At 50.1% G+C, this 26,512-nt stretch carries 31 protein-coding genes; 15 read left to right on the top strand and 16 right to left on the bottom strand.

Going from position 1 to position 26,512, the window contains the following annotated elements; genetic code table 11:
* Positions 1-37 precede the first annotated feature (37 nt).
* Positions 38-577, bottom strand: a complete 540-nt coding sequence (locus AWQ24_RS02970; RefSeq protein ID WP_012306202.1) for an RDD family protein — start codon at positions 575-577, stop codon at positions 38-40.
* Between the two features lie 67 nt (positions 578-644).
* Positions 645-1,154 carry a hypothetical protein gene (locus tag AWQ24_RS02965; RefSeq protein WP_083993482.1) on the bottom strand — a complete coding sequence of 170 codons (510 nt, stop codon included), beginning with the start codon at positions 1,152-1,154 and terminating at the stop codon, positions 645-647.
* Between the two features lie 46 nt (positions 1,155-1,200).
* On the opposite strand from AWQ24_RS02965, the gene AWQ24_RS02960 reads away from it, so the two are divergent.
* Positions 1,201-1,560, top strand: a complete 360-nt coding sequence (locus AWQ24_RS02960) for an NAD(P)H-quinone oxidoreductase subunit M (RefSeq protein ID WP_012306200.1) — start codon at positions 1,201-1,203, stop codon at positions 1,558-1,560.
* 138 nt (positions 1,561-1,698) lie between these two features.
* On the opposite strand, the gene AWQ24_RS02955 is transcribed toward AWQ24_RS02960, so the two are convergent.
* The 3 genes from AWQ24_RS02955 to AWQ24_RS02945 form a co-directional block, all read right to left on the bottom strand.
* Entirely contained in the window at positions 1,699-2,235 is a 537-nt protein-coding gene (locus AWQ24_RS02955) for a CHRD domain-containing protein (RefSeq protein ID WP_065715963.1), read from the bottom strand.
* Between the two features lie 401 nt (positions 2,236-2,636).
* On the bottom strand, positions 2,637-2,987 hold the full coding sequence (locus AWQ24_RS02950) for a phenylpyruvate tautomerase MIF-related protein (RefSeq protein WP_065715962.1): 351 nt from the start codon (positions 2,985-2,987) through the stop codon (positions 2,637-2,639).
* Between the two features lie 65 nt (positions 2,988-3,052).
* Positions 3,053-3,535 (bottom strand): flavin reductase family protein, encoded by a 483-nt coding sequence (locus tag AWQ24_RS02945; RefSeq protein WP_012306197.1) that lies wholly within the window; start codon positions 3,533-3,535, stop codon positions 3,053-3,055.
* A 60-nt stretch (positions 3,536-3,595) separates the two neighbouring features.
* Between AWQ24_RS02945 and AWQ24_RS02940 the strand changes: the two genes are divergently transcribed.
* From AWQ24_RS02940 to AWQ24_RS02930, 3 genes are all read left to right on the top strand, one after another.
* Positions 3,596-4,108 (top strand): molybdenum cofactor biosynthesis protein B, encoded by a 513-nt coding sequence (locus AWQ24_RS02940; protein WP_012306196.1) that lies wholly within the window; start codon positions 3,596-3,598, stop codon positions 4,106-4,108.
* Positions 4,109-4,148: 40 nt separating this feature from the next.
* On the top strand, positions 4,149-5,138 hold the full coding sequence (locus tag AWQ24_RS02935; RefSeq protein ID WP_062432370.1) for a vitamin K epoxide reductase family protein: 990 nt from the start codon (positions 4,149-4,151) through the stop codon (positions 5,136-5,138).
* A gap of 202 nt (positions 5,139-5,340) precedes the next feature.
* Positions 5,341-7,986, top strand: a complete 2,646-nt coding sequence (locus tag AWQ24_RS02930; protein ID WP_065715961.1) for a chloride channel protein — start codon at positions 5,341-5,343, stop codon at positions 7,984-7,986.
* A gap of 34 nt (positions 7,987-8,020) precedes the next feature.
* On the opposite strand, the gene trpA is transcribed toward AWQ24_RS02930, so the two are convergent.
* The 3 genes from trpA to ndhL all read right to left on the bottom strand — a co-directional run bounded on the left by trpA (position 8,021) and on the right by ndhL (position 9,491).
* Complete coding sequence (gene trpA, locus AWQ24_RS02925) at positions 8,021-8,815, bottom strand: tryptophan synthase subunit alpha (protein WP_065715960.1); 795 nt, start codon at positions 8,813-8,815, stop codon at positions 8,021-8,023.
* 70 nt (positions 8,816-8,885) lie between these two features.
* A complete protein-coding gene (locus AWQ24_RS02920; protein ID WP_030005830.1) occupies positions 8,886-9,206 on the bottom strand; it encodes a DUF3007 family protein in 321 nt (106 codons plus the stop codon).
* A 51-nt stretch (positions 9,207-9,257) separates the two neighbouring features.
* Entirely contained in the window at positions 9,258-9,491 is a 234-nt protein-coding gene (ndhL, locus tag AWQ24_RS02915) for an NAD(P)H-quinone oxidoreductase subunit L (protein ID WP_065715959.1), read from the bottom strand.
* A gap of 181 nt (positions 9,492-9,672) precedes the next feature.
* Here ndhL and AWQ24_RS02910 point away from each other — a divergent pair, with 181 nt between their 5' ends.
* From AWQ24_RS02910 to AWQ24_RS02895, 4 genes are all read left to right on the top strand, one after another.
* Positions 9,673-12,156, top strand: a complete 2,484-nt coding sequence (locus AWQ24_RS02910; RefSeq protein ID WP_083993481.1) for a glycosyltransferase family 39 protein — start codon at positions 9,673-9,675, stop codon at positions 12,154-12,156.
* Between the two features lie 79 nt (positions 12,157-12,235).
* Entirely contained in the window at positions 12,236-12,823 is a 588-nt protein-coding gene (locus AWQ24_RS02905; protein WP_065715958.1) for a peroxiredoxin, read from the top strand.
* A gap of 69 nt (positions 12,824-12,892) precedes the next feature.
* Complete coding sequence (gene rlmD, locus AWQ24_RS02900) at positions 12,893-14,251, top strand: 23S rRNA (uracil(1939)-C(5))-methyltransferase RlmD (protein ID WP_065715957.1); 1,359 nt, start codon at positions 12,893-12,895, stop codon at positions 14,249-14,251.
* 169 nt (positions 14,252-14,420) lie between these two features.
* Positions 14,421-14,885, top strand: coding sequence for an ATP-binding protein (locus AWQ24_RS02895; RefSeq protein ID WP_012306187.1), 465 nt, complete (start codon positions 14,421-14,423; stop codon positions 14,883-14,885).
* A gap of 130 nt (positions 14,886-15,015) precedes the next feature.
* Here AWQ24_RS02895 and AWQ24_RS02890 read toward each other — a convergent pair whose 3' ends face one another.
* On the bottom strand, positions 15,016-15,336 hold the full coding sequence (locus tag AWQ24_RS02890) for a hypothetical protein (RefSeq protein WP_012306186.1): 321 nt from the start codon (positions 15,334-15,336) through the stop codon (positions 15,016-15,018).
* Between the two features lie 300 nt (positions 15,337-15,636).
* Between AWQ24_RS02890 and AWQ24_RS02885 the strand changes: the two genes are divergently transcribed.
* From AWQ24_RS02885 to mtnC, 3 genes are read left to right on the top strand one after another with little or no spacing between them, the layout of a single operon-like run.
* Complete coding sequence (locus AWQ24_RS02885; RefSeq protein ID WP_012306185.1) at positions 15,637-16,275, top strand: methylthioribulose 1-phosphate dehydratase; 639 nt, start codon at positions 15,637-15,639, stop codon at positions 16,273-16,275.
* Positions 16,272-16,802, top strand: a complete 531-nt coding sequence (locus AWQ24_RS02880; protein ID WP_012306184.1) for an acireductone dioxygenase — start codon at positions 16,272-16,274, stop codon at positions 16,800-16,802. Before AWQ24_RS02885 ends, AWQ24_RS02880 begins: the two co-directional genes overlap by 4 nt.
* Positions 16,799-17,485, top strand: a complete 687-nt coding sequence (gene mtnC / locus AWQ24_RS02875) for an acireductone synthase (protein WP_012306183.1) — start codon at positions 16,799-16,801, stop codon at positions 17,483-17,485. Before AWQ24_RS02880 ends, mtnC begins: the two co-directional genes overlap by 4 nt.
* A 94-nt stretch (positions 17,486-17,579) precedes the next feature.
* On the opposite strand, the gene AWQ24_RS02870 is transcribed toward mtnC, so the two are convergent.
* The 4 genes from AWQ24_RS02870 to chlG form a co-directional block, all read right to left on the bottom strand.
* Positions 17,580-18,536: a M48 family metallopeptidase gene (locus AWQ24_RS02870; RefSeq protein WP_012306182.1), complete on the bottom strand. Its 957-nt coding sequence runs from the start codon at positions 18,534-18,536 to the stop codon at positions 17,580-17,582.
* A gap of 42 nt (positions 18,537-18,578) precedes the next feature.
* Complete coding sequence (gene purF / locus AWQ24_RS02865; protein WP_065715956.1) at positions 18,579-20,048, bottom strand: amidophosphoribosyltransferase; 1,470 nt, start codon at positions 20,046-20,048, stop codon at positions 18,579-18,581.
* A gap of 243 nt (positions 20,049-20,291) precedes the next feature.
* Complete coding sequence (locus tag AWQ24_RS02860) at positions 20,292-20,981, bottom strand: PHP domain-containing protein (RefSeq protein WP_065715955.1); 690 nt, start codon at positions 20,979-20,981, stop codon at positions 20,292-20,294.
* Between the two features lie 247 nt (positions 20,982-21,228).
* Positions 21,229-22,230, bottom strand: coding sequence for a chlorophyll synthase ChlG (gene chlG / locus AWQ24_RS02855; RefSeq protein ID WP_041443765.1), 1,002 nt, complete (start codon positions 22,228-22,230; stop codon positions 21,229-21,231).
* A gap of 202 nt (positions 22,231-22,432) precedes the next feature.
* Here chlG and pyrF point away from each other — a divergent pair, with 202 nt between their 5' ends.
* The 4 genes from pyrF (at position 22,433) to AWQ24_RS02835 (ending at position 24,323) form a co-directional block, all read left to right on the top strand.
* A complete protein-coding gene (gene pyrF, locus AWQ24_RS02850) occupies positions 22,433-23,122 on the top strand; it encodes an orotidine-5'-phosphate decarboxylase (protein ID WP_065715954.1) in 690 nt (229 codons plus the stop codon).
* Positions 23,123-23,218: 96 nt separating this feature from the next.
* Complete coding sequence (locus tag AWQ24_RS02845; protein ID WP_012306177.1) at positions 23,219-23,479, top strand: BolA family protein; 261 nt, start codon at positions 23,219-23,221, stop codon at positions 23,477-23,479.
* 60 nt (positions 23,480-23,539) lie between these two features.
* Positions 23,540-23,869, top strand: a complete 330-nt coding sequence (gene grxD, locus AWQ24_RS02840) for a Grx4 family monothiol glutaredoxin (RefSeq protein ID WP_012306176.1) — start codon at positions 23,540-23,542, stop codon at positions 23,867-23,869.
* 118 nt (positions 23,870-23,987) lie between these two features.
* Positions 23,988-24,323 (top strand): hypothetical protein, encoded by a 336-nt coding sequence (locus AWQ24_RS02835; RefSeq protein WP_065715953.1) that lies wholly within the window; start codon positions 23,988-23,990, stop codon positions 24,321-24,323.
* Between the two features lie 45 nt (positions 24,324-24,368).
* Here AWQ24_RS02835 and AWQ24_RS02830 read toward each other — a convergent pair whose 3' ends face one another.
* From AWQ24_RS02830 to AWQ24_RS02820, 3 genes are all read right to left on the bottom strand, one after another.
* The gene (locus AWQ24_RS02830; RefSeq protein ID WP_012306174.1) at positions 24,369-24,626 is read right to left on the bottom strand and encodes a DUF6761 family protein; all 258 of its coding nucleotides are present in this window, start codon (positions 24,624-24,626) and stop codon (positions 24,369-24,371) included.
* Positions 24,627-25,025: 399 nt separating this feature from the next.
* Entirely contained in the window at positions 25,026-25,301 is a 276-nt protein-coding gene (locus AWQ24_RS02825) for a hypothetical protein (RefSeq protein ID WP_065715952.1), read from the bottom strand.
* Positions 25,302-25,719: 418 nt separating this feature from the next.
* A complete protein-coding gene (locus AWQ24_RS02820) occupies positions 25,720-26,454 on the bottom strand; it encodes a DciA family protein (RefSeq protein WP_157096822.1) in 735 nt (244 codons plus the stop codon).
* Positions 26,455-26,512 lie beyond the last annotated feature (58 nt).

The following is a 26,512-nucleotide window of genomic DNA, read 5'->3' as shown; positions in this document are numbered from 1 at the left end:
TAGCGGTTGTGGATCGCTAAGGTTTACACACAAATTTCTATTTTTGCATATTTTGTCTTAGCTCGGCAAGGATTTGTTTGAGACGTAAATCTAGGGAAAAACCGCGCTGGGTTTGGATCATATAGGTTTCGGCGATGCGATCGTGGAAGGCTTGGTTGAATTCTTCGTCGGCGATCGCCACGCCACAGGAGGCCAACAGGGGAGAGATTAACAAAATCAAAGAAATGCCGTTCCCCATCAGAAAAAAACTTTGGATCCCATACATGGCGAGCATGGCGGCAAACCCTAAAATGCCTTCTCGTTTGCTGAGGTTGATAATTTCTGGCACTCGATAACGGATGTCGATGACTTTGATATCAAAGGCCCAACTGCCCAGGCTTTGACCCTGGTTACGGCTGACGAGAAAGACCCGCAGGCCAAACCAGACGACGAGAAAAACCAACCACTGTAGGGTTAAACCCCCTAAGCCACTGACAATCCAAGCGACGATAAAATCCACAAAAAAAGCCCAAAAGCGTCTGTCTAGGGGGACTTTTGGGAAACGGCGGACGGGACGGTAATCTTCTTCGTCATACATAGGCGGGGAAATCGGGCAAAGACGGATTGCTTTTATTGTAGAGGGTTCAGGGAAACGGGGATGCGGCCTATCGAGGGAGTTGTTGCGATCGCCAACCCTGGGGATTTTTTTCGAGCGATCGCCAGGTTTTTCCTTCCGGTTGCCGCTGGAGATAAACCTCAAAGGGATTGCGGCGACGATTTTCTGTGCGCTGGGAAGGAAAATTCAGTACCACATCATAGGTGCCCTGGAGGTGATAAACCGGCAGTGCCTGGAGAAAAAAAGAATCGAGCTTTTTGACCTGGATATTTTTCAGTTCCAAGTTGGGCGGCGGCGCATTAATGGTCTGGCTCAGTTGTTGGTAATGGCTTTTGAGTTTGGTGGCGATCGCCCGTTGGATCACCTCACCGTCCGGGGCAAATTCCCGGGGAGCCTCCGTCCCAGTACAACCCCAAAGATTGAGTAAAATGACACCGAAAATTACAAGCTGCCCCAGACGTTTCCACAAGGGCCTTACTTTTTGGGAGATTGGCAACCCTGGCGCAGGGTTCGTCGCCGCACCAAGGAAAACTTTATCTGTACACTGGGGAAATGTCACAATAGCAATTGTTGCAGAATAATTTTCATCTTATCTGTTAAGTCCTATGCTGCTTAAATCCACGACCCGCCACGTCCGCATCTACACTGCCGAAATTCAGAAAAATGAATTAATCCCCAGTGAAACCGTGCTCACCTTGGATGTCGATCCAGATAACGAATTCGTTTGGCCCGAAGAAAGTCTCCAGAAAGTCTATCGCCAGTTCGATGCCCTCGTGGAAAGTAACAGCGGCGAGGATTTGACCGAATACAACCTGCGGCGGATCGGCTCTGACCTAGAAGCCTTTATCCGTGACCTCCTCCAAAAAGGTGAACTCCGCTATAACCTCGACTCACGGGTAATGAACTTCAGCATGGGCTTACCCCAAATGGATCACCCCGATAGCCAAGGCGCTTACCTCCAGTAAGGTTTAGTCTAGACTTAAAATTCACACAAGAAAAACCCGCAGTCTTTGATGAAATTCCCCTCGGAAAAACAAAAGAAACTGCGGGCGATCGCCCCAAAAAATTCAGCAGAAAATCTTGTGAAACTGTAAGCCCTATCCCTAATGAGAATGGGAATGAATAGAACTCAGTTGACCCCGAATAGCACCGTTCGGGAACTGGGGATTATGAACATTGATATAAAAATCGCTGGGATTCTCTAAAATACGTTGCACAATTCCGGTTTCACCCGTGGGAAATTTCCCTTCTTCCCCTTCTGTCAGGCAGTCCGCAGCATTGCCATCCTCTGGCCCGGCTAAAACTGCGACCACTGGGCCATTTTCATCCATTGCGCCTTCGTGAATATGGGCCGCCATCCCAGAGCCGACGGGAACGAGTTGGATCCCAGTGACCGTCATCGAATAACAAAGGGTAGTCGGATCATTATCAATGCCAAAAACGTAGGCATGGCCTTCACCATTAGCATCACCGACAAGCATTTCCATATTGCCGTCTTCTGGCACCTCTGCGCTACCATCCATCATCGTGTGCAAAATCGTATTGGTATGGCCGGCGAAGGCAACCGAGGGAACCATTGCACTAAGGGCGAGGACGAGATAACTACAAGCGCGTCTTAGGCGTTTTGTTTGACTTTTCATCGGAACTCCTGATTGAAATTGAGATAGCTTTGCAAAAAACAGCGATCAGAACTAGCTATTGATCGTTGTACTATCTCAGCGAAAATAAAGCTTGAATTTGGACGTCAAAGCTCACTTTTTCCGCATTTTGGCGCAGATATTCGGATTTTTAAATTGTTTTGTGAAACAATCAGCCAGGAAATGTTTCTTTGATCCTGCCGACATCAGCAAACTGTCCCATTCTAAGTATTTTTAACTACTGTAAATTGCCTAATTTGCCTCCGGCGATCGCCTAAAGATTGTGAGCTTTGCCGCAAAAAAAAGCCGCCCCAAATTTATAGATGCGGCAGCTCCTTGGGATTAGTTGGCGTTTGTCAAGATAAACCCAAACTTAATTGAATCGCTTTGGTCATCGGCTACGGTTAACCGAAAGTCGAACCATTCCAGCCCCACATACTGCCTTTGGCATCGGCAAACTCAATGTAGATACGGTTTTTGGCAACACCAAGACTCTGGTGAATTTCATTACAGAAGTCTTCACTCATGGTGCGGGTGCGATCGCCCATGGTGCCCACACTTTTGATCTCCACATAGCAAGCTGGATCAATCGATCCCCCAAAGGTCATGGGAATCCCGGCCTCAAAAGCGGTCATCACATAGGATTCTGGCTTACCGAGGTGCGCCGCGAGTTTGCGGGACAAATTGAGCAAAAGGGCTTCTACATCCCCCTGGGAAGCGGGTGGTAAAGATGTTTGAACTTTAATCAGAGGCATCGTTTTAAATCAGGAAAATTTTGTTGAAAGACTAGGTCGGTTTTCGGCAAAATAGAGCCTTACTTTTAGCCGCCGTAACTCCAGCCCGTACTCGCCAGGTCGAGAATTTTGCCTTCCCGGTGTACGCCAGCGCCGATCACTTCGCCCACAAAGACCGTGTGATCGCCCTGTTCAACGGCCCCGACCACTTTACATTCCACATAACCAAGGGAATCTTTAATCACTGGACAGCCAGTTTCAGCTCCTTCGTAAAATTCCACATCTTCAAATTTATTGCCGACCCGACGTTTGGGTTTGAAGAAATTGGCGGCCATATCTTTTTGGGAGTCGTCAAGAAAACTCAGGGAAAAGACGCCGGTTTTTTTGAGCATGGCGTGAGAACCAGAATCGGAGCGGACACAATTGACCACGAGGGGGGGCTTAAAGGAACCTTGCATCACCCAACTGGCAGTAAAGCCATTCATCTCATCACCATCCCGCACACCGCAGATATATAATGCGTGGGGAATGTGGAGGAGCATTGTTTTTTTGGCCTGTTCGTCTAGCATTTTTTAACTTCTCCTGTAGGGGTTTGTTGTCACAACCATTGTTAATCATCTTTGCTGATCATGCTGCAACCTCATCCTGATCCTGCTGCGCGTGTCGTCCGTTGTGGGGTGATCACTGTCAGCGATACGCGATCGCCAGAAACAGACAAAAGCGGCCAGTTAATTCAAGCATTACTCACCGCCGCAGGCCATGAAATCGGGGATTATGAGGTGATTAAAGATGATCCAGAGGCGATCGCCCATCGTTTAGAGCACCTCGCCCACGCGAATTTGGAAGCCTTAATTTTTAATGGCGGCACCGGTATCGCCCACCGGGACAACACCTACGATATGCTGGCCAAACATTTAGAAAAAACCTTGCCGGGGTTTGGGGAAATTTTCCGGGCCTTGAGCTACGAGGAGATTGGCTCTAGGGCGATCGCCTCCCGGGCGGTGGCAGGCACCTATCGGGGGATGATTTTATTTTCCCTACCCGGATCGACTGGGGCGGTGCGGTTAGCCATGGAAAAACTCATTTTGCCGGAACTGCGCCATTTAGTCAGCCAACTGCAACCCGCCGCCCCGCAGGTTTAAGATGTAGACAATTTATTGCTTGGAATTTTTTTGACGCGCTATGGTACGCCGACGTTCTCAACCCTGGATCCATCAGTGGTCCCGCCCTATTATCGGGGCGATCGCCATCATTGGCTTTTTGCTCACCAGTTACCTGACGATCTCCAAACTTTTCGGGGCAGAGGTGGCCTGTGGTACAGAAGCAGCAGCGAGCTGTAGTGATGTGCTCTCTAGTCCCTACGCCTTTGTCTTTGGCTTGCCCTTGTCACTGTTTGGGGCGATCGCCTATCTCGCCATGGCCGGTTTTTCCCTAGTGCCCCTGGCGATTAATCCCGAAGACAACAAAAAACTGCGGAACAAATACGAAGATTGGACATGGCTCTTTCTCCTCATTGGTGCCACCGCCATGAGCCTGTTTAGTGCCTACCTGATGTACATTCTCTTTGCGAAAATTGGCGGCGTTTGTCTCTACTGCATCACCTCGGCCACCTTTGCCGCGAGTTTTCTGCTATTAACCCTCTTTGGTCGCTTTTGGGATGATTGGGGTGAAGTGTTCCTGACAATTTTTGTGGTGGCGATTATTACTGCCCTCGGCACCCTCGGCTTATACAACAGTATCGAACGCGATATTCAAGGTAGCGTCCCGGTGCTCAATGACCAGGGCCAAGAAATTATTACCCCAGTCCCCAACCGCGCCCCCGAACCGCCCACAGGCTGGGAAATCACCACCACCTCTGGCCCCGCAGAAATTGCCCTAGCCGAACACCTCACAGAAATTGGGGCGCAAGAATATGGCGCTTACTGGTGTCCCCACTGCTACGACCAAAAACAGTTGTTCGGAAAAGAAGCCTTTGCCAAAGTACCCTACATTGAATGCGCCCCCGAAGGAGAAAATGGCCAGCCTGATGTTTGTGCTGCCGCGGGGCTAGAAGGATTCCCCACCTGGGAGATTAATGGGGAACGTTATGCTGGCACCCAATCGCTACAACGCCTGGCAGAGCTTTCTGGTTACCAAGGTTCCACTGATTTTAAATATGCCTTGCCCCGTTAAGGAGTGAATGCATTACCCATCAGCTTTTACATCCCTAAAATGCATCACCTGATCTGCCAAGGTCAGGTTTTTTTGTCAACGATTGAGCTAAAATTTGCCAAAAATTTTCCTGAAAGGCCCAGGGAAAGATCGTGCTAATCTGCTAGGGGAAAGCTGAAACCAGCGTTTCTGAATCTTTTGAAGCATCTTACGGGCGATCGCCATGGCTTCTGTGCGTAATTGGTGGATTTTTCGATCCTTAGGCCAGCACAGCTTAAACAATAACTATTTATTAATCGAAGCCTGCCTCATTGGTGTCATCTCCGGTTTGGCGGCCCTTTTCCTCAAACAAGGCATCGGTTTCGTGGGGGGATATCGGGTCATCCTGAGTCGTCAATACGGCGCCTGGTTAATCCTGCCTCTGTTTGGGGTGGTTTGCGGCTGGTTGGCAGGCTATCTCCTAGAGACCTTTGCCCCAGAAGCCAAGGGGGGCGGTGTCCCCCAGGTCAAGGTTGTCCTGGCCCAATTTCCCCTGCCGCTAAATTGGAAGGTAGCCTTAGCTAAATCCATTGGCACGATTTTGGTTCTAGGTGGCGGATTAACCCTCGGACGGCGCGGCCCCAGTGTCCATATCGGCGCGGCTCTTGCAGCTCAACTCAGTCAATGGCTCCCGACAACCCCGAACCACCGACGGCAAATGATTGCAGCCGGAGCAGCGGCGGGTTTAGCGGCGGGATTTAATACCCCCATTGCTGGGGTACTGTTCGTGGTCGAAGAACTGATGCGGGATATGTCGGGGCTGACCTTAGAAACGGCGATCGTTGCCTCTTTTACAGGTTCGGTGGTTTCCCGCTGGTTTGGCACTTCGGATCTGAATTTGCCCGCAGAACTATTAAACGCGGCGAATCAAAGTAATTTTTATCTGGCAGAAATCCCCTGGTATTTGCTGTTGGGGGGCTTGGCAGGGGTTTTGGGGGCTTTATTCAATCGCGGTATCTTAACGGTTTTGGGGTTTAATCGTCGTCTCCGTTTGAGCTTGGGGGTGCGGATGGCGATCGCCGGAGCGATTTCGGGCACTGTGGTCGCGTTTTTGCCGCCTTTTTTCCGAGACAATGCAGGGCTACGGGATTTTTTGCTCACGGGGGATGCGGGCTGGCAGGTAATTGCGATCGCCTTTGTCGCCCATTTTTTCCTAAGCTTGATTGCCTATGGCTCCGGCGCACCGGGGGGACTATTTGCACCGACCCTCGTTTTAGGCACGGCCCTCGGTTATTTGGTGGGTACCTGTGCCGAGATCTTTGTGCCAGAGGCGACCCAATATACCTACGCCCTTGCGGGGATGGGGGCTTTTTTTACAGGGGTGGCGCGGGTGCCAGTGACCGCGATTGTAATTGTCTTTGAGCTGACAACAGATTTTAATTTAGTCCTCCCCTTGATGCTGGCTTCGGTGACAGCGCTCATCGTAGCCGAAAGCATTTTTAAAGGTTCGATCTACGAATATCTCCTGGAAGCCAGCGGCATTCACCTAGAGGAGGAAAAAAATCCCCAAGTGTTAACGGATCTCACCGCCGCTCAGGTGATGCAACCGGAGGTAGAAACCCTCGAAAGCCATCTCAACTTAAAAGATTTAGTCCCCATCCTCTCCGAATCACCCCACCGGGGTTTTCCGGTTTTAAAACAGGGCAAGCTCGTCGGCATCGTCACCCAAGGAGATCTGGCCCAAATGGCGGCCCAGGGCAAGAATTTAACGGTGGCCCAGGTGATGCAACGCAAGGTGATTACGGTCTCTCCCCGGGCTTCCCTCAGTGATGTGTTGTACCTGCTCAATCGCTATCAAATTTCCCGCCTACCTGTCGTCGATAATGATCAGCTCCAGGGGATTATTACCCGGTCAGATATTATTCGTGCCGAGGCCCAGGAACTCCTCGGGAAAAGTCACCATGCAGTACAGCGCACGCCGTCCTATTGCGTTTATCAAACCCACACCAGCGACAATTACAAGCGCAAACTCTGGGTGGCGATCGCCAATCCCAATACCGCCGAAGCCCTCATCACCTTTGCGGCAGCCATTGCCAAGGAAAAAAATGCCATGGTCTATTGCCTGAATGTGGTGCAGGTGGCAGCAACCTATCCCCTCACCGATGCCCACATGAACACCTATCCAGAACGGCATCTGATGGAAAAACTGGAACGCCTTGGGGAGACATTGGGGATCTCAATCCACACCCAAGTGATCCTCGCCTACGATGTGGCCGGGGCCATTCTTCAGGAAATTTCGAGCAAGGATCAGGGGTTAATCTTGGGTTGGCAAGGCGATCGCCACCCAGGGGGGCAACTGTTCGGGAGTGTAATGGAATATCTCGTGAAAAAAGTGCCCTGTGATGTGATTTTGGTGAAAACGAGCCACGCCCATCCCCTCCAGTTTAAGGTTCAACCAGGCAAGATCCGCGCCCTCGTTCCCATTGCGGGTGGCCCCAACGCCGAACGCGCCCAGGAATTCATCCCGGCACTGTTGCACCTATCCCCAGAGGTGGTGCGCTATTCCCTGCCGTCTCAAATTTGCCTCTGTCAGGTCTATCAACCCCAACAACGCCCCCAACATTTTCCGCTGCTCGTCAAGGCCAAGCGAGGCTTGGATCCCCTGGTCGAAATTCCCATTATTCCCCTACCTATTCGCTCGTCCCACATTGCTGACAGTTTAATCCGCTTAATCAAAGAAGAAACCTACGATCTGGTCATTCTGGGAGCTAGCCGAGAAAGCTTATTTCAAAAGGCGCTCCATGGAAATATTCCGGAGGCGATCGCCAAGGGGACAAACCGCACAGTGGTGATTATTCGGGGGGCCTTAGACATCACTGACCCCGAATGATCTTTCATTTTCTCGATCCACAAAAGGCCCATCGTTAGGCGATCGCCTCCTTGAGGGACTCACAAAATTCTTTTACTGCCGCTAAACCTTCGGCGGGCGTTCCAGTTGCGAGGCGTTTGACCACCGCACTGCCGACGATGACGCCATCCGCGCCCCATTCTTTTAGTTGTTTCGCTTGAGCTGGATCCGAAACCCCGAAACCAACCCCGATGGGTTTATCGGTCACTTGACGTAACTTCGGCAACAGTTCCCCGACACGGCTAGCCACAGAGGTTCTCGCCCCCGTGACCCCCGTCACACTCACGAGGTAAATGAAACCTTGGGATGCTTTGGCGATCGCCTCGATTCGCGCCGTGGGACTGGTGGGAGCCACCAATAAAATCAAATCAAGACCATGACTTGTTGCTGCATCCAGCACCATCTGGGATTCCTCTAGGGGCAGATCCGGGATCACCAAACCTTTGACTCCCGCCGCTGCCACTTGGGCCATAAAAGCATCAATGCCCCGATAAAAAATCGGATTGTAATAGGTGAATAAAATAATCGGTGCTGTTAATTGCCCATGGACTCGTTGCACGATCGCTAAAACTTGCTCAAGGGTGACGCCCCGACTCAATGCCCTAGTTGCCGCCGCTTGGATCGTTGGCCCATCGGCGAGGGGATCAGAATAGGGGACGCCGAGTTCAATAAAATCAGCCCCGGCTGCGTCTAAAATTTTGAGGGCCTGTTCTGTCGTTTCTAAATCTGGGTCACCCGCTGTAATGAAGGGAATCAGCGCACATTGGCCCGCCTGCTTGAGGGATCGGAAACGTTCAGAAACAGAGGTCATGATTTTGTTCGATAAAAACACACAAGGGGTTATTGTACGTCCCCAACTCCCCCTTCGGTAAAGATTGCCGTTACTTTTTTGGCGAAGTTTGATCTTCCGTTGCCTCAAGTTCTGCCTGGAGTTGGGCTAATTCTTCGGGGCTCATCTCATCTAAGCGCCGCTGCAGGGCTGCTTCTTCGTAATCTCGCCGCTGTTGATGAAAGGTCATATTGCGGGTTCCTACTCGAAACAGATAGGTTCCCACCCAGACAAACACCACAATTACCAGCAACGCCTGGGACCAGATCCCCGCATCTAAACTTTCGAGGCCCGCAACTTTGAGGCCACCATAGAGTAGCCCACCAACGATGAAAATACCGAAACTGATGGCCAAGATATCAATGCGTCGCATGGTTTTAGGGGGAGAAGTTGGCAAGGATGGGAGAATTCATTTGGCAAAGCCTTAGACTTCGCGACGACGGGGGCGGAAATTCAGGAAAGGGCTTAGGAGTAGCATCCCAGGGAACAAAAAGAAAACGAAGAAATACATCACAAGTCGCTCGATGGAACTGGCGACATACCAACGGTTATTGAGATAAAAATAGAGACCAGCAGGCAAAACGAGCAGGTAGGTCACGCTGAGGCTGAGGTAGAGGGTGGCAATCAGGAAGGTTTCAACGGGAATATCAAAGGGCATGGGTTTGTGGTGGTGATGATTTGCTTAGGGATTATTTTATCCTAGTGCCCCAAGGGTCAAGCAAGGTGTGGTGATTTGAGAAATTATTTTTGTCTATGGCAAGGATAACGAGAAGCTTTACCTTGAGGGATTTTTTCCGATACATTGCAGCTAGGCTAAATCCATCAGGGGAGTTTTAACATTGCAGGATCAGATCGCAAAATCACCCAGAGCGCCTTGGAAGACTGGGTTAGTTTTATTGGGGTTGTGGCTGGGGATTAATCTCGGCGATCGCCTGTGGTTATGGCTCGATCAAAGTGTGCCTTCTTGGGATCATGCCGACTATCTCACGGAGGGTTTGAACTACGTTGCCGCATTTCGCCAATTCCCCGGCTGGGAGGATTTTTGGCGCTTATCCAATAAGATTCCTCCCTTCACTCATTTTATTGCAGCGCCATTTCAACTCATTTTTGGGCCGGGAAATGATCAAGCTCTGCTGATGAATCTGGTATTTAGCGGTGTTCTAATGCTGGTGGTTTACGGCATTGGCCAGCGATTATTTAATCGTTCGGTGGGTTTGTGGAGTGCGGCGATCGCCCTTTTAATGCCCCGCTTGACGTTTCCTCGACTTTACTATGTGACGGATTTTCCCCTTGCTGCTGTCACGCCATTGGCATTTTGTTGTTTAACCTATTGGTATTTTGCGCAAACCCGTCGCGCCCAATGGCTCTGGGTAATAGGGTTTGGGATCAGTGCTGGGTGTGCCCTGATGACAAAACAAACCGCTCTCTTTTTTTTGTTTGTGCCGACAGGATTTTCCTTGGCCGCTCAACTCTGGCAGAAGCAATGGGCAAGGGTTCTACAACTTCTCTGCGGTCTGCTGCTCTCCCTTCCGATCTGGGGAATTTGGTATCGCACAAATTTTATCTACTTATTCAGTACCTATGAGCGCGCCAACGTCGCATCGGCAGCGAGGGAAGGAGATCCTCCTCTAAATACCTTGGGGGCATGGGTTTACTATTGGTTGGATTTACCCCAGGCGATCGCCTGGATCCTGTTGCTGGTGCCCCTTGTTGGTATTGCGTTGCACTTACTACGTCGTTTTCCTACCCAAAACGCTAAATATCAACTTCCTGAACGGCAAAGTTTGTGTTGGTTAGGGATTTATTTTGGTGGTGCTTATTTGCTGCTATCAGCGATGTACAACAAAGATGGCCGCTATATCATGCCCTATCTGCCAATTGTGGCGGTTTTCTTGGGGTATGGCCTGACCCAGTGGCGCGGTAAATGGCAACCAGTGCGTTGGGGAACCGTGGGTTTAGCTGCAATCTTTTGGCTGATCCAATTGTTTCCTTTGCCAGTCATTGCGGGACTGGTATCAAATCCTAATTATCCGGATCGGCAGACCTATCCCCACCCAGAAATTATCCAGGAAATTATTCAGGAAACTCCAGATTTAAGAAGTAACTTGGGGGTGATCCCTGGGGTGGCGATCGCCAATAATCACACGCTCAACTACTATGGCGCTCTACGGGATTTTCAGGTGTATGGGCGGAATTTAGGGAGTACTCCAGAACAGTTGGCTCAAGACAAAGAGTCCTTTGATTGGTTCCTCACGAAAACAGGAGAGGACCCTCACCGCAACGCGGATCAGTTGGCCCTCGCGGCGAGTTTAGATACTGATCCTGAGTTTCTGCTCCAGGGGAGTTGGCCGCTGCCGGATCAAGATCAGCTAAAGCTCTATCACCGTCGCCAACCTTTGGTTTCTGTCGAAGCTGCTGATACCACTCAAAGTCCTGTGGCATTACAAAATGTGGCCGTCGCACCAGAGGCGATCGCCGGCCAACCTCTTCCGATTACCTACACTTGGTCGGGAAATCGGCAGGATTTAACCAAGGGCATGGCGTTACTCACTTGGTCGAACGGCGAACAGTTTTGGATCCAGGATCATCAGTTGGCCTTCGGGATGCTACGGGAAGATTCAGAAAATAAAGGCGATCGCCTCGAAATTATTGAACGCACCGCCACCTTACCGCCAGCAGATTTACCAGCGGGCCGTTACACTTTGGCGGCTCAGTATCTCGATCCAGCCACCGGGGAAGCCCGCCCCTTGAACCAACCGACAGTCACTGTAGAAATTTTGCCAGCCACAGGCGAAGCCTTAACGCCAACGCAATTAGTGACCTTGGATTGGTTGACCCAACTTCGGGAAATTGCGCCCCAACTTGGTGGAGGCATTACGGGTTTAGAGCCATTATTTGCCCACGTGGAGCGATTAAATCAATATGATCCGGTGCAGGATTATTTACAGCAAGTAGAAGATAGTCTTGCCTATCGCCTCACACAAACGCCAGCCAACGCAACCAACCGCCCCCAACTGCGGGATTGGTATTGGGCGAAAACCCTCGCCCATGCCCTCCAGGAGGAATCCCAGGCCACCATTAATACCCTGACCGAACTGCAAACACTGACCCCAGATGATCCCTGGGTGAATGCCTACATCGCTTTCGTCCATCTGTACCGTTGGGAACCCAGGCAGGCAGAATTGGCCATTACGCCAGTTTTAGACAAACTAGGAGATGTCCCAGAAATTCAGGCGATCGCCGGGGTGGCGGCGCTCCTCCAGGGGAAACTCTTCAAAGTCTGGTCAGTGGTGCAAACCCTCAAGGCCCAGGGCGTTTTGTAATCCATTTTCACTGGTTTTCGGGACGCAAAATAGCGGTGTGATACCTTGGGAAAAGATTTTGCGTTGGAACACGATAACCATGGCCGCACAAGTGGGACAATTGGCACCGGACTTTACCGCTACCGCCGTCATTGATCAAGAGTTCAAAACCATTAAGTTGTCCGACTATCAGGGGCAATATGTGGTGTTATTTTTCTACCCGCTCGATTTCACTTTTGTCTGTCCAACAGAAGTAGGAGCCTTTAGCGATCGCCACGGGGAATTTCAAAAACTCAATACAGAAGTATTGGGCGTTTCCGTAGATAGTGAATTTGCGCACCTCGCCTGGATCCAAACAGACCGCAAAATGGGTGGCGTGGGCGATTTAGCCTTTCCCCTGGTGTCTGATTTAAACAAAACCATTAGCACGGCTTACGGCGTCCTCGAACCGGAAGCGGGGATCGCTCTCCGGGGACTTTTTATCATCGACCCGGAAGGAATGATCCAACACATCACCGTGAATAATTTTTCCTTTGGCCGCAGCCTTGACGAAACCCTGCGGGTACTCCAAGCAATTCAGCACGTCCAGACTAATCACAATGAAGTTTGTCCCGTCGATTGGCAAGTGGGCGATCGCACCATGGTGCCAAACCCAAGCGAAGCCCAGGCTTATTTCTCGACCCTCTAGGGAAAAACTGCAAGATTGACCACAAGAAAGGCTAAAGTGTGAAGGCACTTTGAAAGCGAACTTAGCACCATGCACCAAGGCGATCTAATTGAACTCTCCATCCATGACCTTAATAGCCAGGGGGCTGGGGTCGGTCGCCATGGGGATCAAGTTGTGTTTGTGCCGGATACGGTGCCAGGCGATCGCCTCCAGGTGCGGATCGTCCGTCTCAAGCGCCAATATGCCATCGGTCAACTGCAAAAAGTTTTAGAACCAGCCCCAGAGCGGCGGCGTCCCCCCTGCATCGTGGCGGACAAATGCGGCGGTTGTCAGTGGCTCCAGGTAGAAGATTCTCTACAACAACAGGTCAAAACCAACGAAATTCAACAGGCCCTCCAGCGCATCGGTGGTTTCCAGGATCTCGAGATTCAGCCGATCCTGAGTGGTGACGGGCCATTGAGTTATCGCAATAAGGCCACCTATCCCCTGGGTCGTTCCAGCAGCATGGGCAATGTGCAAGCCGGGTATTACCGCAAAGGAAGCCACCAACTGATCAACCTCAATCAATGCCCAGTACAGGATTCACGCCTCAATCCCCTCCTGGAAAATGTCAAAATTGACATCCAAAATCAAGGCTGGTCGATCTACAACGAAACCAAACACCAGGGCAAATTACGCCACCTCGCCCTCCGCATTGGCCAGCGCACCGGGGAAATGCTCCTTACTTTGATCTCAACCAGTGCTGATTTGGTGAACCTAGAAACCCAAGCTGAAACCTGGCTCGAAGAATATCCTGGTCTCGTGGGAGTTTGTTTGAATGAAAACCCGAAAAAAGGCAACCTCATCTGGGGTGACACCACAAAGGCGATCGCCGGCCGTCCCTACCTCGAAGAAATCTTTGCGGGGCTAACCCTCAAGCTCCGGCCCGAAACCTTTTTCCAAGTGAATACCAGCGCCGCCGAAGCCCTCCTCGCAGCAATTACTCAACAGCTCACCTTTACGGGCGAAGAAATCCTCGTCGATGCTTATTGTGGTGTGGGAACCTTCACCTTGCCCCTAGCGAAAAAAGTTCAGCAGGCGATCGGCATCGAAGTTCAAGCGAGCTCTATCCAACAGGCCTGGGAAAATGCCCACCACAACGATATCCATAATGTGGAATTCCACGCTGGCACCGTGGAGTCAATTCTACCTAGTCTGGATGTCACCGCTGATATCGTGCTCCTTGATCCTCCCCGTAAAGGCTGCGATCGCCAAGTGCTCGATGCTCTCCTTCACAGCAAACCCAAGCAAATTGTTTATATCAGTTGTAATCCTGCAACCCTCGCCCGCGACCTCAAACACCTTTGTGCCACCCAACAGTACCAAATCCAGTGGGTGCAGCCCGCCGACTTCTTTCCCCAAACGCCCCATGTCGAATGCGCCGTTCTCTTGAATTTCGTGGAAACCTAAAATTTTTTGTATAATACAAGGCAGAAACCACGACAAGATCGTTCGGGATTCCCTACAGGCAAACAAACTATGTTGTGACCACTACTTTTTGGGTTTATGCCATAAGCTACCCCACTGAGCCCAGTTTTCCCCATTCATCCCTGCGCACATCCCCAAAGGAGCATTAACTGTGATCGCGATTTCATTGCCGCCGCTAAAATCCCATTGGACGACCCTCAGTTTTGCCTCTACCCTCTACTTAGTCCCGATTCTCGACCTTCTCCTAGACCGTATCCCCAGTGACTGGCGCTACGAAGTTCAACTCGGTCTCCAGGAAGCACTGATTAATGCGGCCAAACATGGTAATCGACTAGATCCCAGCAAAAAAGTCATTGTTCATTTCTACATGGGGGCAGAACAATGCTCATGGATTATTACCGATGAGGGTCAAGGCTTTGACCGTCAGGCTCAATGTTGTCAATTAAATGATGATCTCCTCCCCCCTGAAGAAGATGAATGTGGTCGTGGCCTCTGTTTGCTCTATCAAATTTTCGACCAAATTCACTGGAACGCCGCCGGTAATCAATTACGCCTAAGTAAACGCTTCAGTAGCGCCCCGGTGATCTCCCTAGACTCTGCACCGTCAATCCATTAAGCGGCCCCAGAAAGTCCTCAGAATTAATTTTAATTTTTCCAGATTTCTCTAGTGCAACCACTAACGCCCCTGTTTCATGGGGCTATTTAACTGTTATCTCTGGCTGGGCCATCACTTCCGTAATTCATCCCTAGCTTGCCGTTGCCGGATTAGTAGAGGAAGGGGGCGTACGACGGCTTGGGAAGGTTTTAGAAGATTCGGATTCGCCCATGGGCACGAATTCAATGTGATTGAGTAGCGTTGTCACAAAGGCAAATAAGAGAAAGGGCAAAGATAAGACAACAACAAGGGCAACGGTGGCCAGGGCATAAACTTGCCGGGTTGCACTCCAAAGGGCGAGGGTGGTCGCAAGACTCAGAAAGATGACAATCAGCCAAACAATAATTTGCCCATAGATATCGCCAAAGGTTAGGGTGCAAACCATGCGGTATTTTTTAATTTCGTTATCCATTATCAATAATTGATTTTTAATTTTTATTTTTGTTTTTAGCCAAAGATGACTGATTGTAGTCAGCATCATGTTCTGGTTGTAAACGATTTATGAGAATGAATGGTCAAAGTTGCAACATCAATTAACAAAGAAAGCAACTAAAAGTTGAGTAAAAACACTTATCTGCAATGGTGTTTTGGCTAAAAATTTCCCGTAAAAAGATAAAGTCCCAGTTGTCGCTAGAAATGTCGCGCTAACCATGACATCAATCAGTAAAATATTAAGATTTGCTTTTATTTTTTCTGCTTTATTTGTGCCCAAATGTCTTTAGAGAACCAGACCCAAAAAGAAAGGCTATGTGCTGTGATACGGCAACTCCATACCCAGGGAAAATCACCGGCCACTTCGACGAATTATTCATTTTTGGACGAAGATCAAGTTATTTTTGTCTCCCGCAGTGGCGTTGATAAATCTCAATTTCAACCGGAGGATTTTATTGCGGTAGATACAATGGGTTTGCCGCTGCCCCCCGATGAAGGAATTAAGCCTTCGGCAGAAACTTTAATTCACTGCTTTATTTATCAAAACTTTCCGGGAATTACCTGTGTGTTGCATACCCATTCAGTGGCGGCAACGTTGTTGTCTGGGATATTTGCGGCGAAACAAGCTGTTACCTTTAGCGGCTACGAGGTAATTAAGGGCATTGCGGGTCAAACCACCCACGAAACGGCGATCGCCTTACCGATTTTCGCCAATGACCAAGACATGAAATCCTTTTGTCAACAACTCGCCCAGCGACAGGAGGAGTTAAATAATTACGGCTTTTTAATCGCAAAACATGGCCTTTATGCCTGGGGAGAAACCATGGCGATCGCCAAGCGTCATCTAGAGGTTTGGGAGTTCATGTTAGAATGCGAGCTTGAGCAATTGAAAATCACGCCCCCCTTGGCTGCCCGATGACGACGTTATATCAGACCGAATCGAAACAAACCTTAACCGACCCCGCGACGATCAAAGATTTTTTAAAAAGCCATGGTATTTGGTTTGAGCAATGGGAAACGCCTGCCCAATTAACCCAGGAGGCGTCCCAAGCAGACATTCTCGCCGCCTATGCCGATGTGCTCGATCCTTTCATGGCGGCCAATGGTTACCAAAGCGCCGATGTGGTGAATATCCACAGTGGCATTGAAAACTACCAAGCGATCCGCGAAAAATTTCTCGCAGAACATACCCACTCCGAAGACGAAGTGCGCTTTTTTGTCGCTGGTCAGGGTTTATTTTGGTTTAACCTCGACGGTACCGCCGTGTTTAATGTTTGTTGCGAAGCGGGCGATTTAATATCTGTCCCCCAAGGCACTAAGCACTGGTTTGATGCGGGGCCAGTGCCCAATGTGAAAGCCATTCGCATTTTCTCGGATACCGCAGGCTGGACGCCCCACTACACTGGCTCCCAAGTTGAACAACAATACCGCGCCATCACCCTATGATTCAGTTTGTCTTGATGGACATCGAGGGCACAACCACCTCTGTGAGTTTTGTGTTTGATGTGTTGTTTCCTTATTTTCGGGACAATATTCAAAGCATTGCCAGCCGGGCCGAGGAACCAGAAATTGCGGCAATCCTCAAACAGGTGCAGGATTTAGCCCTCACTGAAACCGGAACATCTCTCGATCAAACTGGGGCGATCGCCACATTACACCAATGGTCAGTAGAAGACCGCAAAGTTGCCCCCCTGAAAGCAATGCAAGGTTTTTTGTGGGAAGAGGGTTACAAAAACGGCGATTTTCGGGGCCATGTTTATCCAGATGTATTGCCCAAACTAAAAGAGTGGCAAAAAGAGGGCATCCAGTTGGGGATTTATTCCTCTGGCTCGGTTAAGGCCCAAAAGCTCCTGTTCGGCTACTCTGACTATGGTGACCTCACGGGCTACTTCGATTACTTCTTTGATCTCAAGGTCGGCCAAAAACGAGATGTGCAATCATATCAGGCGATCGCCCAGGCTGTGCAACTTCCGCCTGAGGCAATCCTGTTTCTATCGGATGTCCCTGCCGAATTAGACGCGGCGATCCAAGCCGGATACCAAGCATGGCAACTCGTCCGCCCCGGAACAACTGCTTCTCCGACCCATCAGCAAGTTACGGACTTTGGGGCAATTACAAGCCTGCATTAAGGGGGGCAATAGATGCATTACTGGCATCGCTCAACATCGCAATTCTAACCTCAGCCCTAGCCATCCCCCTCCAATCCTTTATCCCCCACGGGATTTATTCGGTTCCTTTGGCCTTTTTGATTTCTGCTTTAAGTTCTTCAATTTGACGACGCAAACTATCTAGATCACTTTCATCTTCGGCATTCACGTCTACTGAACCAGTACCGGCTTGGGCATAATGACCCTGTTTAATCCGTTGATATTCTTCAGAGGCTTCCCAGGTTTTGATAAAGCTCAATCGCTCCACCGGGAAAGGATGACTTAGAAATGTCCCATTACCGCCGTTGTAGATTAAAAACTTATAAATTTGGTTCAATTGATCCTGATCAAGCTCATCGTAATCCTGAGACTGTTGGGTAAACTCAGTCAAACTCATTTCGTGGCCGTATTTCGCACTGCCGCCGGCGAGCTTCATCATGGTATGCAAAATGGGGTTGAGATCATCCATCACCAGGAGAGCGGCCCGATCCGCCGAAAGTTCTGCCTTCCGCCGCCATTCATAAAAAGCGTAAAGTAACCCTGTGGTGATGACATTACCGAGGCCAAGGGTAATTTCCCCCAGGAAAGAAGCTGCCCCCATGGCCCACATTGCCATTTGGATCAAAATCGTATGGTCGCATTTAATGTGTCCCAACTCATGGGCCATTACCGTCCGTAACTCTGTTTCATCGAGTAAATCCATTAACCCCGTATTCACCACAATGTAAGGATGATCATGGCCGAGGGCATAGCTATTGACCATCGGATTTTGGTTGACATAAAGGGTCGGCTCTGGGGAAATATCCAAATCATGGACACATTCCCGAAAAATGCCGTACAGGGTTGAATACTGACGGGGGCCTGCTTTGATATTGTTGCCCATTAAAAAAACCTGCTGGGGTCGTTCGTAGATATATTCCACAAAACGACTAGCCAACAGCTTAAAACCGGGCAGGTTACGGAGGGCTTCTTCTGCTTGGCGATCGAGGGGATGACGAAAGGCTTCGCTAGAAATTCCGGGATAGGTCGGCATTAATACTTCCTTTACCGCTCTCAATCCATGGGAACGGCTTTGCTAGACAGTGGCTTTTTCTAACATTAGCTTAGATGACTTGATCGCGTCCGGAATTTCAATGGGATAGTGACCATCGAAGCAGGCAGTACAGAAACTAGAAGTGCGTTCGTTGGTGACATCCAGCATGCCCTCTTTGCTAAGGTAGGTCAGGGAATCAACTTCAATTTGTTTTTCGATTTCAGCCAAGGTCTTTGTCGCGGCAATCAGTTGATCTTGGCTGTCGGTGTCGATGCCGTAGAAACAGGGATGGGTCACAGGGGGCGAAGAAATGCACATATGGACTTCGGCGGCCCCAGCTTGCCGGAGCGCCCGGACAATTTTACGGCTGGTAGTGCCGCGCACAATGGAGTCGTCCACGATGATAATTCGTTTACCTTGGAGGACATCTTTTAGGGGGTTGAGCTTCATGCGGATCCCCACTTCCCGCATGTGCTGGGTCGGTTGAATAAAGGTACGGCCTACGTAGCGGTTTTTAATGAGTCCTTCCCCAAAGGGAATCCCAGAGGCACGGGAAAAACCGATGGCGGCGGGAATGCCAGAGTCAGGAACCCCCATGACGAGATCGGCTTCAATGTTGGATTCTTTGGCCAATTGCGCCCCCAGGCGGAGACGGTAACTAAAAAGGGTTTCGTCGTGGACAATGCTATCGGGCCGGGCAAAGTAGATCATCTCGAAAACGCAGAGCTTCCGGTCTGGTTTTTCAGACCACTGCTGGGCAGCTAGGCCAGATTCGGTGATCCAGACCATTTCGCCTGGTTCGACGTCCCGCAGATAGTCCGCACCAATGATGTCGAGGGCACAGGTTTCAGAGGCTAGGACATAACGGGTGCTGCCATCTTCCTCGGTGAGAGTTCCAATAACAAGGGGACGAACCCCCTGGGGATCCCGCGCACCAATAATGCCGTCCGGGGTGCCGATGACTAGGCTATAGGCACCGGAGCAGAGATTAAAGGCTGCGATCGCCGCTTCGGTCCAATCTTTTCCCTGATCGACATAGATGGCGATCGCCTTAGCGATCATTTCTGAGTCTGTGGTCGTCTGAAAATCTAGACCATCGGCAAGGGACAACAACTTATCCTTCAGCTCAATGGTGTTTACCAGGTTGCCGTTGTGGGCGAGGGCCAAAGTCCCCAGGCGAGTTTCTTCAAGGGCAGGCTGGGCATTGCACTTATGGCTAGAGCCAGTTGTGGAGTAGCGGTTGTGGCCCACAGCCCAAACCCCAGGCAGTTCCTGCAGTTTTTCTTCGCTAAAGACTTGGGAAACAAGGCCCATACCTTTGTGCACGTGCATCTGCGTACCGTCAAAGGTCGCGATCCCTGCGGATTCTTGCCCCCGATGTTGGAGCGCGAAGAGTCCGAAATATGCCAGTTTTGCCACTTCTTCCGTTGGGGCATAGATGCCGAAAACACCACAGTATTCCTTGGGTTTGTCGGGGAGATCGTTGGCATAGACAGTTTGAGGGACAGTCATCCTACAGGTTGCACTCCTAGTTAGTGGGTGAAAAAGAGTAAGGAAATTCAGCGGTTACGATGGCTACAATACCACGTCAATGAATGCCTTGAGGGACAAAATCCACAAAGGCTTTAACCCCACTTAATCTCGTTTTAAGGGTCGCGGCATGATTAATGGGGGCAAAGGAAGAAAATATTCCTTGGGTAAGTTTATTTTAGGCCAGAATTTTGCTATGCGGGGATCAAAGTTTCGCAGTGATCCCTAAAGTCGTTGCTGGAGGCTGCGACCATGGGTATCTGTGCCGCAGGTGAGCCATAGATTGTGCTGATGGCCGAGGGCAGCCACCACCGGGGTATGTTTTTGGCTAGGCACCCAGGGTTTTGGGTTGTCGTAGGCGTAATAGGCTTCTACACCATCAATGTTAAGGGATGCTGCTGCCGGGATTAACTCCATGGCAGGACGACGATAACGGGCGGGATGCGCCAGAACAGCTAACCCTCCAGCGGCATGGATCGCGTCAATGATTACTGCGGCGGCGGCGCGATCGCCCTCTGGAATTTCCCGGTTAAAGTAAGGGGCGATCGCACTGTGATCGGGGTTAAACCCATAGGCAAGGATATGTACCGTGGTGTCAAGGAGGATGCCGTTAATTTCGATGCCCGTCCAGAGGTGGGGCAAGGGTCGTGTCGTCTCGTTCTGCTGTCGGCCGAGGTAGCCTTGGGCCTGTTGGTAACCTTGGAGCGTGTGGTGGTCAGTGATCGCAAAGCCTTTTAAGCCAATGGCGATCGCCTGGTCAACAATTTCTCTGGGGGTGAGCTGACCATCGGAACAGACCGAATGCATGTGGAAGTTGTATTGATTGGGGCAACTGGTTGCCGTTAGACTGCGCCAAGCCTTTTCGAGCGCTTGCAAATCTTGAGCCGCACTTGGAACAGACAAAGTAGAAGTCATGGCGAAGGCGATCTTTGGCGATCGCAGATTTAAAGGGCGAGCGGGATGGTAATAAAAGGGTAAAGAAAACCTGAAAAAAAGATTAGATATTGCAAATTGTTACAAACAAGATAGCAAAGATTTTTGCCCTTGGGCAGCACCATAAAAAAATCTCTCCGCGTCCTCAATGACCCGGAGAGAAAGAACCCGATCCGCATTGCCGAAAATTCAAGCAAAAAAGAGCCAGGTGAAGCCGAGAAAATTAAGCTTAGGAAATCCCCGCATGACCCATGGCAAGGCCTGCCACCAGCATCCCCAACACTAGAAAAGGCTGGGCACTGGCTTGGTATTTCACATCATTTTTCAGGGGATCCCGCAGGAAATACATATCTTGGAAGGTAATTTGGGGAATCACAAGCAGCAAGAGAATCGTGGCATATAACTGTTCGTGGATACTGACCAGGTAACCCGCAATGCCCACCTGAAAAATATCAATCATCAGCACACAAATCCAAGCTGCAGTTCCGACCCCAAACATGACCGGGAGAGATTTTAAACCCAGTTGGCGATCGCCTTCGACGCTCTTGAAATCATTTACAACGGCGATCCCCAGACCCGCAAAACTATAGATCAAGGTCACCACCATCACCGTCGGCGTCAGCGTCCCAAACAACGCATGGCCAGCCCACCAAGGCAGCGCAATATAACTCGCCCCCAAGGCATAGTTCCCAAGCCAACCATTTTGTTTCAGCTTCAGCGGCGGCGCAGAGTAGATATAAGCAATGAAGCAGCCCACCACCGTTAAGACCAACATCACGGGGAAATCATGGCCAGCCCAAAGATCAAGGAGATAGCTCAAACCGATGCCAGAACCCAGGAGTACGAGAATTTGCGTCACTACCTGGGGTACAGAAATTGCCCCCGAAGGAATGGGACGGTAGGGTTCATTGATCGCATCAATCTCCCGGTCATAGAAATCATTAAGGGTTTGGGTATAGCCCGTGAGTAAAGGCCCTGACAACAACATACAGGTCATGGCCTTGAGAAAATCTTCGACTCCCCACACATAGCCACCGGAGGATGCTGCCCCGCAAACAACCCCCCAGATCAGCGGAATCCAGGTGATGGGTTTCATTAATTGCAGGCGAATTTTCCAGATGGAGGTTTCCCCCCCAGCGGCGCCTTTCATGCCGAGGAGTTGGCGAGCCTTAGAACCCTGTTCCTCTGGGGCTGTGGCTGGTTTCGTGTCTGGATTAGGCGTTTCTGTCATGGCGTCTGGATTGGAATATTTTGTACAGAAAAAGAGCGTAAAGGAAAACCACTCGTCATTGGGCATATTACGCCGCAAGGGGTTTATTTTAACCTAGTCCCCGGTGGGATTTTGCCAATGGGTGAGCCTTGGCTCAAAAAGCTCAAAACACCGTTATGCTGAACATGACCGTCTCTAATGAAATTTACGCAAGCAACAACTGATGCAAGATACTGTGATTGTGCCCCTGGATGTGCCGGATCTCCCTGCGGCGATCGCCTTAGTCGAGAACTTACCGGAGGTCACTTTTTGGAAAGTGGGCCTAGAATTATTTGTCGCCACTGGGCCGGATATTTTGCGCTACCTCAAAGACCAGGGCAAACGCATTTTTCTTGATCTCAAATTCCACGATATTCCCAATACCGTTGCTGGTGCCTGCCGTTCGGCGCGGGCCTATGGGGTCGATCTGCTGACCATCCACGGTACCGCCGGGGCGATCGCCTTAACGGCTGCCAAAGAAGCCCTCGGAGATTCTCCGACTAAACTAATTGCGATTACCGTCCTCACCAGTATTAGTCCAGACCAGTTGCGGGACGATTTGCAAGTGGATCTGCCCCTCGATGCCTTTGCCCAACACATGGCCAACCTGGCCCAAGGCGCTGGATTAGATGGGGCGGTGTGTTCCCCCCAGGAAGTGGCGATGCTGCGGCAATGTTGCGGTCAAGATTTCACCTTGGTTTGTCCAGGGGTACGGCCCACCTGGGCTCAATCAGGGGATCAACAGCGGGTCATGACTCCCCAGGCGGCGCTTCAACAGGGGGCGAACCACCTCGTCATTGGCCGACCGATCACCCAGGCCGCAGATCCCCAAGCGGCTTGGCAGAAAATTCAAGCAGAGTTGGCGATCGCCTAAATCATTCACCCCAGCAAATCCAGAGACGGAAGACTAAAGATACAATGGCTTAAGTATTCCTGCTTACATTTAGGATTGATTTCACACTAATTACCTATGGTTAGCTTATCGGCAGTCAAAACCTCCATTGAAACCCATCTTTCCGGAGCCCAAGTGTTCGTGAAAGATCTCACCGGTGGCGGCGATCACCTAGAGGCCATCGTCGTTTCCCCCGACTTTGCAGGTCAATCCCGGGTACGCCAACACCAAATGGTCTATGCTGCCCTCAAGGAGGATTTAGCCTCAGAAGCGATCCATGCTTTAGCCCTGCGGACTTTCACCCCGGAGAAATGGGCAGAAGTGGGTCAACCCACTTAAACGGTCGGGGAAACAATGTTTTCCTGAACCCTTGTCAACCCATACTATGAGGAAAAATAGATGTCTTTAACCCCTGAAACCCGCGAAAAAATTGATCAATTGGTCAACAGCAGCAAAATTTTTGTGTTCATGAAGGGCAGTAAGCTAATGCCCCAATGTGGCTTTTCTAACAACGTTGTGCAAATTTTTAACAGTCTCGGCGTTGAGTACCAGACCTTTGATGTCCTAGAAGACTACGATGTGCGCCAAGGCATTAAAGAATATTCCAACTGGCCGACGATTCCCCAGGTCTATGTCAATGGAGAATTTGTTGGTGGTTCCGATATCATGATCGAGCTTTACAACTCAAAAGAACTCCATGAGATGCTTGAGGTCGCCCTCGCGTCCTAAGGAGATCGCCTGTTCGAAAACGAAAAATAACTTTGGGAAACAGCGTCACTTACCTGTGAAATCAGAGGCTGTTTCCCTACATTCTGGCCGTCTCAGATAGGCCAAAAATCCCCAGGTTATGCTTAGCCCCGATCTCTATAAGCGCCTACTACGAGGGGAGAAGCTTGCTGCCGAGCTCCCCCCGCTACGTGCCGGTCACCGCCGTTACATCACCGTTTCTGGTGTCAAAAGTATACCTACCAAGCATCCCAACTTTGATAGGGTTTCCTTGCTTTTTCGGGTCAGTGGCTACGAATTACGAGAAAAGCTGCTTGATGAGCATCCTGGCCTAGAAAGTCTTCGGGATTTCCAGAGTGAAGTGGTTGGGGAGGATCACCTTGAAGCAACGGTTGAACGCCTTGCCGGTCAGGCCGTGATCCTACAATCTGCTTCCATTGTCGATGCTCCCTGGTAAAAACAACGCCCCAGGGACAAAAATTCCCTTGCCCCGACGGCAGCCTTAGTAATAGAAATCTGTTTCCGTTTGGGTTTGGGGGTAGGCCATCTCAAAATTGGATGGATCCCGCAGAAAACGAAAAACCTCTTCTTCTAAGCGGTGAATCTTATACACTTCAAGGGCTCCCGTGTGGTGAAGACAGGCAATATAACCGTCCATGTATTGACGAATATCTTCATAGCGGTTGCCTCTGCGCCACAGTTCTACCATGGCGTCCGTTAAGCGTTGATAGTAGCGGATGGTGAGACTGTCTTGGAGCATAGTCACGGAAGATTAAAAAAACAGTAGATGAGTCTGGGTACAGAGGGAAACGGTTATCGTGTCACCTGATACCTGTTTCTCTTGGCCCTATTTTAGCGATTTTTGTGAATTGGCGCTGATTTTTTTCCCTTTTAAAGGAGATCTCGGCTCTTCGTGCAACAACAAAAATCCCCTGCAAATACCCTAATTGCCGATAATTTTTCTTAAAGCAATATTAAGTTTTACCAACAAAAAAATAAAAGTATTTCCCAAAATTAATTTTTACACCACGGGGGCGATCGCCGTTATTTTTTCGCTGAACAACACCAGTAAAAAAGCATGGTTGCCCATGCTAAGTTTTTTGCCATCAATTTTTTGTTTTTAAAGCCATTTCTTTGTCGGCCAGAGAGCCAATCCCGACTATTGGAGATGAATCTCAGAATAGGTCGTTGGCAGCGGGGCGATCGCCGTTGGTACTTTTTGGGCCACACATTCCAACGAAAAAGATTTTTCGAGCAATACCAGATCCGTTGTGGGTTCCCAACTGTCTTCAAAAATAGGGAGTGCAAAGGGACAGCTTGTCCAGTCCCCTGCCGCAAACGTTTCGAAGCGTTTACAGATGCCGCCACGACGCCCTTCAGCCTGAAAACAACGACAATGCTTACAAGTGGAGACTGAGCAACTTTGCGGTTTCATAAACGCTCCCCTAGGAACCCCATGTCATAAAAATTTTATTTATGTTTTCATTATGTGACTGTTACCCAGATCACCAGATCCCCTGAAGCTTAATCCCTGCCCTTGATTAACCCGGATCAAGGCACAATTAAAGTTTGTTTTTTTTTATATTTGATGTTTCAACTTCTTAACAGTAATTTTAAATAGGTATATGTGCCTGTAACCCCCTAAGATATGGCAAAAACGCAGCCAATTCACTATGGGGATCATTTAACAATCAAGATGTTTTTTCTCTGTATTTCCCCAGAAAAATAAAATAAGCCAGTGATTACGTCCAAAAAACCTTGGCGATCGCCATATTTTTACTGAACATTTCAGAATTCCCACAGCTCAACAGTCGCGATTCCGGCGCTTTGCTTTATTCCCTGCAAAAAGTAAGTTAGGGATCATCCCCAGGGGGAGCATTTTCTGGCTCGGTAGAAGTGTCCGGGGCCGAAGATTCGGGGGGAAGGCCCAAACCTAAGGGTTGTTGTTCCTGCCAAACCTGCACAATGCAAAAGCTACAAACCTGCCACCGTTGTAGTTCCCCAGGGGGCGTCGCTCTTTGGCAACGGGGACAGGCAGGTAACCCAGCGAAGAGTTGCTGTTGGGTTTCGGCCCAGTGGCGCGCGGCTTCGAGGGGATCTTGATTTGTTTGACGAGTATCCGGGCGCTGGGGTTGGTCTGGACGAGGGGGGATCTGGCTCGGATGGGGGAGATTTGGGTCGGCGGCCAGGGGGGAATAGGCAGGCCGTCGGTGCCAATGGACGGTAGAAAACTGGAGATCCTTGAGGGGAGGGTTTAGTTGGGCATTGAGCTGGGCCAACAGGCGGCGGCGCTGGAGATTCAGATGCTGTGACCAGGTGTGATTGGGGGTGGCGACCCACAAAACGTCATCAATGATCCGAATGGGATGACTGTTAGCCAGGCTTTTTTTCGGCAGGATCTTTTGCCAACGCTTATTAACGGCTGTAAAACGTTTTTGGTGCGCCCAGGCGGGTTGGTCGAGCAGATGGTTGAGGAGATGATCAATGGATTGGAATCCCATGGGGCGTCGGAGAATACAGGGCAAAGGACAGGCAAGGGACAAGGGAAAATGGCGAAATGGCGATCGCCTTTTGTCTGTGACTACCACATTACCTCTGGGGAGAGAGAACGATAAAATATGGGGCAAGTCTTTGGGGTTTGTTCAC

Origin of the sequence: Picosynechococcus sp. PCC 8807 (assembly GCF_001693295.1) — a bacterium.
Classification (GTDB): Bacteria; Cyanobacteriota; Cyanobacteriia; order Cyanobacteriales; family MRBY01; genus MRBY01.
This window is presented reverse-complemented; position numbering and strand designations above follow the sequence as displayed.